We start from the raw sequence: 7,009 nt of genomic DNA on the forward strand, positions 1-7,009 counted from the left end.
GGAGTCGTGCCGCTAAGGATTGGAAGACGGCGATGAACCAATTCGCTATTCTTTACGCGGACCGGTTTATTCGGCCATCCGTGTGAATCTCAAACCCGCCCTGAACACGGAAATCCTGACACCCCCGTAGAGAGAAATCCGGAGCGATATTTCGCGCCTGTCATTGTGATTACCGTCGCACCGGACTTCGACAGAGGCTAAATCATAAGCGGCGAGCCTTTTAGCGTCCTCAATACAGGTAACATCGATCCCATATACAGCTATACCGCAGTGGCAAATGGCACCTCATCGGTCGAATCGAAACCGTTCAACTCCAAGTGCAAACCACAGGCAAGCATCCAGATAACTTACACATTGCGCTCGTTTCTCTATCGGGTACCCGAAATACCATTCTGCGTGTACTTGGCGCAATGTCATCGTGGCTTACCAACGATACCAGTCCCATCCCCAGCGGCCACGTTCCGACCATTGCCTTAGACGCTCTTCCTGGCGAATAGCCTCTATCTGCGTCTTCTGCATATAGTCCAATACAGGTTCAGGCAAGCCGCTCTTACTCAGGCGCAGGATATCGCTCGCGCTGAGGCTATAGCTGGACCGGCTGGCGCGCATCATCTCGATAATTGCATCAGGGCTATTCCCTTCCTGACTCAACTTGAGCGCTTCATCCACACTGACGGGCGGCGGCAACGTAGCACACGCCCCCAGCAACAAAGCCAGCGGCAGCAACAAGGCAACGGTTATTCGCATTTCTCTTCCTCCCTACCCCGCTTATTCCTCTGGCCGACCAGGAACAAGCTGAAACGTGCACCCATTTCCCAGCGCCGCGAATATGTGGCAACGACTTCAACGGCGCGTACATGAATACGATAAAGCATCACCCTACATTGACTATCCAAGCACACCGGCTGGGCTTCTTCCATCAGTAGTGGATCATCGGCAAATCCAGGGTACACGTCTCTGCCAATGTCACCTCGGTAGTGGGTCTCTCACCAACAGCCCGTTCACAATCTTACTGCGCAGCCGTGCAGAAAAACAACAGCCAAAAAACGGGTCCTGCTCCTCGGAAAGCCGCATGAGCTCTAACTGTCTGACCAAAATTGGCCTAAACGTACTGATCTATTTTCGTTACTAAGTAATTACTTATATTTGACAATTAGTCTACTCAAATCTGACAATCGCGCCGATTCTAAAAACGACCAGCCAAACCCGCATCAATACTTGATCAATAACCAGCACACCCAGGCTCTACCTGGGGAGACAAACCGCCTAGCCAACGTCAAGCCAACCAACCTTTTTGCACTCACGGCTTTAGCAATACCCGCCAAGGTGCAGTGAACAACCCCCCTCACGAAAAAGCAGACCGTGCCGCCATCGTGCCTATGGGCTCTTCAGGGAGCGGCTATGCCTAGCCCTGTGCCGCGATGTGGCGTTGTTCAAGCCCCTATCAACCCTAACAGTCCTGGAGACACATCAGCATGTTCAACACACGTACCAGCACGATTGCACTGAGCCTTACCGCCGCCCTGTCCGCTACCCCAGGTTCTGCGCTCGACTTCAACGCCAACATTGAGTTCGATACCAACTATGTGAGCACCAAGGCGGGTAACACCATCGCGAACTCGCCGGTTCGTGGCGCATCGCAAAACGGCCGGGTCGAACTGATCACCATGGCGCGAGGCCTCAATGGCGATGCGTTCGTCGCTGCCAAGGCAAGCTTCCTGGCCAATCGTAACAGCACCGCAAACGATGACGACCTCTGGGTGCAATTTGGTACCAAGGCCGTGGACCTGAAATTGGGCCGCTTCGAAGCAGCCGATTTGTTCCCCTTGGGCCGCGACACACTGGTGCCTTTCGCCGGCTTTGACCCCTATCGTGGCCACTTGCTGCGCGGCCGTACCAGTTCGGACTTGCTGCAAGCCGCACTGACCGTCAACCCATCCGAAGCCTTTTCACTTGAACTGGGCATCGTGGAACACAAGGCCGATGCAGCCAACCCCAGCGTAGTCCGCGGTGTACGCCCTGTAGCAACGGTAAAATTCGGTGATTTCAGCCTGCGTGCGGGTGTGGAAGCACTCAAGTATGAAACCCTGTCCGCCAACAGCGTCAGCCGTACTGGCGCAGCCATTACCGGCAGCTACTACCTTGGCAACGATGGCAGCTTGAACCTGAGCGTCGCGCAGAGCAAAAACGTCGCCAACGAGAGAATGATCACCGCGGGCTTGACCGGCGTCCTGGGCGCATGGGGCGGTGGTGTACTCGCCGGCAAGGCGGGGGATGCCAAAGTCAATACGGCTTACGTTACCTACGCTATGTCGTTGATGGGTGTGAAAGGCGCGGCCATCACCCCAGCGCTGGCCTACTCACAAGGCGCGGGCAGCAATAATGCCGACGATGTCACGGCCCTTCGTGTTCGCATCAACTACGCGTTCTAAGAACCTGTCTAAAGGCTCGCGAGCTAGGGCAAGACAAGGCGGAAACAGCCGAAGAAGCGGAATTTACACAGGGTAAATGAGCATTCCAAGGTTGTTTTCAACGCCGTATTGCTGACGCACAGCAGTCTGTAGACAGATTCTAAGCAACAGGCCAAATAGCCATGTACTAGCCCACCTACCATTGCAAAATGGTAGGTGATTGAATTGCAAGAGGGGCGAATACGCGCGAAGCCCGGACGTGATCGAACCTCAGGTCAGCAAGGGCAAAGCACCATAGAGTAAGGCCGCAGCAGGAATAGCCGCCAAGGCATCATCCAGCATCACGCCAAGCCCACCTTTGATACGCGCATCAAACCAACGAATCGGCCAGGGCTTCCAGATATCGAAGACACGGAACAGCGCGAACGCCAGCGCATAACCCCACCCAGTTTGCGGCGCCAATGCCAGCAACGGCAACATGGCGACGATTTCATCCCAGACGATACTGCCATGGTCCGACACGCCCAGCGCTTTACCGGTTTTGTCGCAAGTCCACACGCCCAGAACAAACAACGGTATGGCCAGTAGCGCAATCGCCAAGGGGCTGAGCCAGAAGGCCAACAGCAAATAAAGCGGGATCGCTGTCAACGAGCCAAAAGTGCCGGGTGCCCTGGGGGCCAGACCACTGCCGAATCCCAAAGAAAGGAAATGCGCGGGGTGGGAGAAGAGAAGACGAAGGTCAGGTTGGCGTATAGCAGACATGGTGCTCAAAAGCGGTTGGTAGAAAGCAATACGGTAACGATCAATCGTTAACAGTTCATTCCATCAGGCAAAGTGGTTAAAGCCCGCGCGCGCCAATGAGAGTGGGTTGCCTTGATCATCCAGTACATCAACGCCCTGCCCCACAAGCATGGTCCCCACTCGAGCCAAGGGTAGGCACAGCGCCTCACCTAACGACATCAGCCTGCTGCGGCAAGAAGGTGAAGCAGTAAAGCACAGCTCGTAATCATCCCCGCCCGCCAACAAACAGCTTTCAAACACAGGTAATGCCAATGCCTTATCGCTCAACGCCGGCAAAGCAAGTGTGGCCCGATATAGGTGAGCCGCCAAGCCCGATCGCCCAGCAAGGTGGCCGACATCTGCCACAAGACCATCCGAAATATCAATAGCTGCCGTAGCCAGCTCCAGCAACCCTCTCCCCAGCGCAATGCGCGGTTCAGGTCGATCCAACCGCACCGTGCAGTAGACCAAGTCTTCCGCATCAAGGCCAAGGTTGCCGTAACGATGCTGCACCGCCAATGCCGCCGCCCCAGTCGGGCCAGACAGCCAGATATCATCACCGGCTTGCGCACCATGACGGCACAGGGCTCGCCCAGTCTCGACCTGACCGATGATTTGGATGCTGATGGTCAAGGGGCCGGCCGTAGTATCGCCACCAATCAGCTCCACCCCGTATTGCTCAGCCAGTGCAAACAAACCGCGCGAGAAACCATCGAGCCAATCGGCATCCGCCGACGGCAACGAGATGCACAGGGTAAACCAACGTGGAATTGCCCCCATGGCGGCCATATCAGACAAATTAACTGCCAGGCTCTTCCAGCCCAGGGAATAAGGGTCGGCACCCGGAAAAAAATGTCGGCCTTCGACCAGCATATCTGCCGATATGGCCAATTGCATCCCCGCAGCGGGAGCAACCAGCGCCGCATCATCGCCTACCCCCAGCACCGTGGTGGACGTGGGGCGGGAAAAATAGCGGTGGATCAGATCAAACTCGTCAAGCACCATGGTCTGTGCTGTCTGTAACGTAGCTTAACGACGCTTGTTGCGTACGGCTTCTACTTCAGCAGCACGCACTTCCATTGCCAGCTTGTCGAGCACGCCATTGACGAACCGGTGGCCGTCGGTACCACCAAATGTCTTGGCGATCTCAATCGCTTCGTTGATGATGACCGCGTAAGGTGTTTCCGGCTTACTGATCAACTCAAACGCTGCCACCAACAAGGTTGCCCGCTCTACCGGGCTGACATCGACTTCATCACGGTCCAGATGCGGCACCAGCCGTTCTTTCAATTGCGCGGCATCGCGCATCGCGCCGTAGAAAACCTCGCGGAACAACCCTTCATCCGCCCGAGGGAAGCTGGTGCTGCTGTCACGCAGAAAACGCTCGATGGCTGCCACACTATCGCCCGTCAGCTGCCATTGGTACAGGCCCTGTACCGCGAATTCGCGCGCACGGCGACGCGACGATTTTTGTGGGGCCTTCTTAACTTCCTTGGCGTCTTGGGTCATGGTGGTTCCAGTCAATGCGAAAGCGCGGCCAAAGCCGCGCCAGGGTAAATCAGAGTCGGCACAAGGCCGGGTTTACTGCTTATGTACCTGCTCAATGCCCACTACGCCTCACGCCAATAGAGGATGATGGCACAGACATGGGACAGGTACTGGCTACTGCTTCAACAACGCACGCAGACTTTGCTGCAAACGTGCCATTTCCACCGCCACTTTGGCGGCATCACTGCCTTTTTCCTGCATGCGGACCAAGGCTTGGTCGTCGTTTTCCGTCGTCAGGATGGCATTGGCGATGGGAATACCAAAATCCAGCCCTACCTGGGTCACCCCCGATCCAGACTCGTTGGAAACCAGCTCGAAATGATAGGTCTCGCCGCGGATAATCGCACCGAGCGCAATCAAGGCGTCGAACTTGCCCGACTTGGCCAGGGTCTGTAATACCAAGGGGATTTCCAACGCACCGGGCACACTGCTAAGCAGGATGTTGCCATCCGCCACGCCCAGTTTGTTGAGTTCATCGCGACAGGCCGTCAACAAGCCACCGCAGACATCACTATTGAAGCGGGCCGTCACAATACCAATGCGCAGGCCAGTGCCGTCGAGGTTCGATGCGATTTCCGGGATAGTTTCAAAGTGGGACATAGCGGACCTTGCGAACCCCTTGCGTCAGCGTAACCGTTGAGGGGTGTCTAATTCGTTGAAAAAAGGGCGAAATTCTAGTGTTTTAAACCCCGCTGGTCAAAACAATCGTAAATACCCGGCGGGCAGCATCTACCCACGGAAGGCGCTTCTGGTTTATGGCGTGCGCCGTGCTTCGATGAAACGATGGAGCAGTTCGTAGGCCACGCGCCACTGATGCCCATCAACCCGCAGTGTCACTGTCTTGTCATTCAAGCGTACGATGCGGCCTACCCGTTCGTTGTGGTCGCGGTCCCGGAACCCAACCATGTCTCCGATGGCGACTTCGTTTCGACCCAGCCCCCGTTTGGGCTGTTCGCGGATGCTTACGTCCAGGCCGTCGACGTTGATCGATACGTAGGGGATCAGCCAACAGACACGCGTAGGTTCATCCAACTCTACGACGGCTTGTTTGCGACGCATTTCCACGAGCCGCCCTGTGCGTAGGCGATTGTCCTGACCATCGAAGAACTCGATCATCTGCCCAATGTGCAATTGGCGCTGAATCGCAACCTGCCAGTGCGGCTGTTCCAGTGCTCGGTCAATGGCAACGCGAAGGCGGAACAGCTCGAACCCGGATGCCTCGTTCAAGGCTTTAAGAAGTGCACTGAAGTCCATGGAGGGTGGCAATTCAACAAGGGATGGCGGGACGGTCGGCAGCCCAACGATGCGGTAGCAGATGATCAAGGTCGACAGGCTTGGCCGATGGGTAGCGGGTCAGCACGTCCTTGAGATAGGCGTAGGGATTGACTTCCCATAGCCTGCACGAATGCACCAAGCTCAGTAACACGGCAGCAGCCTGACCGCCTCGCACCGAACCGGCGAATAGCCAATTACCACGGCCCACGGCAATCGGGCGCAAGGCTTGCTCGCTCAGGTTATTGTCCAGGCGTAGCCGCCCGTCCTCCTGGTGGCGTATCAGCGCCGCCCAGTTCCTCAGCGCATAAGCCATCGCTTGCGCCAAGGGCGACTTCGGCAGCAACTGGGGGTGGTGCAGGTCAAGCCAGCATTTGAAGTCGTCGAGCAGCGGACGAGTATCCTGTGCTCGTCTTCGTCGTCGCTCATCGGAGAGGAGTTCGCGCAGGGCGTTGTCAGCATGGTAGAGCGCGGCAATGCGGTCGATGGCCTCGTGCGCCAGTCCCCGCTTGGGTGCTGGCTTAGCGATGTCGTAAAACTTGCGCCGCACATGCGCCCAGCAAGCTACCTCGCGGATGGCAGAATTGGCATAGAGCGCGTCGTAGCCGCTATAGGCGTCAGCCATCAGGTAACCGTGCCAGCCCTTGAGCCAGGCTTGTGGGTGCTCGCCGGCGCGCGTTTCGCTGAAGTCGTAGGCGGCCAGCCGAGTGTGCGGGTCGACATAGACCCAGGCACGTGCCTGTTTCGTACCACCCTTCTGCGCCAGCGGAACGATGGTGTCATCGGTATGCAGAATGTCGCTGTGCCGCACGATCTCGCACAGGCGTGTATGCAGCGGCTTGAGTAGCGCCCCACAGGCCAGCACCCAGTCACCCAGGGTATTGGGCGAGAGTTCAATGCCATGACGCTTGAGCATACCGGCTTGGCGGTTGAGCGGCAGATGGTCTGCCCATTTGCTGACGATGATGTGAGCTAGCAGCCCGGGTGCGGCCATGCCC

8 protein-coding genes are annotated in these 7,009 nt (G+C 56.9%); 1 reads left to right on the plus strand and 7 read right to left on the minus strand.

Annotated elements, in window-relative coordinates; translation table 11 throughout:
* Positions 1-423 precede the first annotated feature (423 nt).
* Positions 424-747, minus strand: a complete 324-nt coding sequence (locus tag CSQ89_RS18745) for a hypothetical protein (RefSeq protein ID WP_099407587.1) — start codon at positions 745-747, stop codon at positions 424-426.
* Between the two features lie 728 nt (positions 748-1,475).
* On the opposite strand from CSQ89_RS18745, the gene CSQ89_RS18750 reads away from it, so the two are divergent.
* On the plus strand, positions 1,476-2,432 hold the full coding sequence (locus CSQ89_RS18750; protein WP_099407588.1) for a carbohydrate porin: 957 nt from the start codon (positions 1,476-1,478) through the stop codon (positions 2,430-2,432).
* Between the two features lie 249 nt (positions 2,433-2,681).
* Here CSQ89_RS18750 and CSQ89_RS18755 read toward each other — a convergent pair whose 3' ends face one another.
* From CSQ89_RS18755 to tnpC, 6 genes are all read right to left on the minus strand, one after another.
* On the minus strand, positions 2,682-3,173 hold the full coding sequence (locus CSQ89_RS18755; protein WP_099407589.1) for a phosphatidylglycerophosphatase A family protein: 492 nt from the start codon (positions 3,171-3,173) through the stop codon (positions 2,682-2,684).
* A 63-nt stretch (positions 3,174-3,236) separates the two neighbouring features.
* Complete coding sequence (gene thiL / locus CSQ89_RS18760; RefSeq protein WP_099407590.1) at positions 3,237-4,196, minus strand: thiamine-phosphate kinase; 960 nt, start codon at positions 4,194-4,196, stop codon at positions 3,237-3,239.
* 24 nt (positions 4,197-4,220) lie between these two features.
* Complete coding sequence (gene nusB, locus CSQ89_RS18765) at positions 4,221-4,700, minus strand: transcription antitermination factor NusB (protein WP_099407591.1); 480 nt, start codon at positions 4,698-4,700, stop codon at positions 4,221-4,223.
* A 153-nt stretch (positions 4,701-4,853) separates the two neighbouring features.
* Positions 4,854-5,339, minus strand: a complete 486-nt coding sequence (ribH, locus tag CSQ89_RS18770; protein ID WP_099407592.1) for a 6,7-dimethyl-8-ribityllumazine synthase — start codon at positions 5,337-5,339, stop codon at positions 4,854-4,856.
* 153 nt (positions 5,340-5,492) lie between these two features.
* Entirely contained in the window at positions 5,493-5,993 is a 501-nt protein-coding gene (locus CSQ89_RS18775; RefSeq protein WP_099407593.1) for a hypothetical protein, read from the minus strand.
* Positions 5,994-6,006: 13 nt separating this feature from the next.
* On the minus strand, positions 6,007-7,009 hold a 1,003-nt coding region (gene tnpC, locus CSQ89_RS18780; protein ID WP_143747093.1), incomplete at its 5' end, for an IS66 family transposase.

Source organism: Chitinimonas sp. BJB300 (assembly GCF_002735695.1).
Taxonomy (GTDB): Bacteria; Pseudomonadota; Gammaproteobacteria; order Burkholderiales; family Chitinimonadaceae; genus Chitinimonas.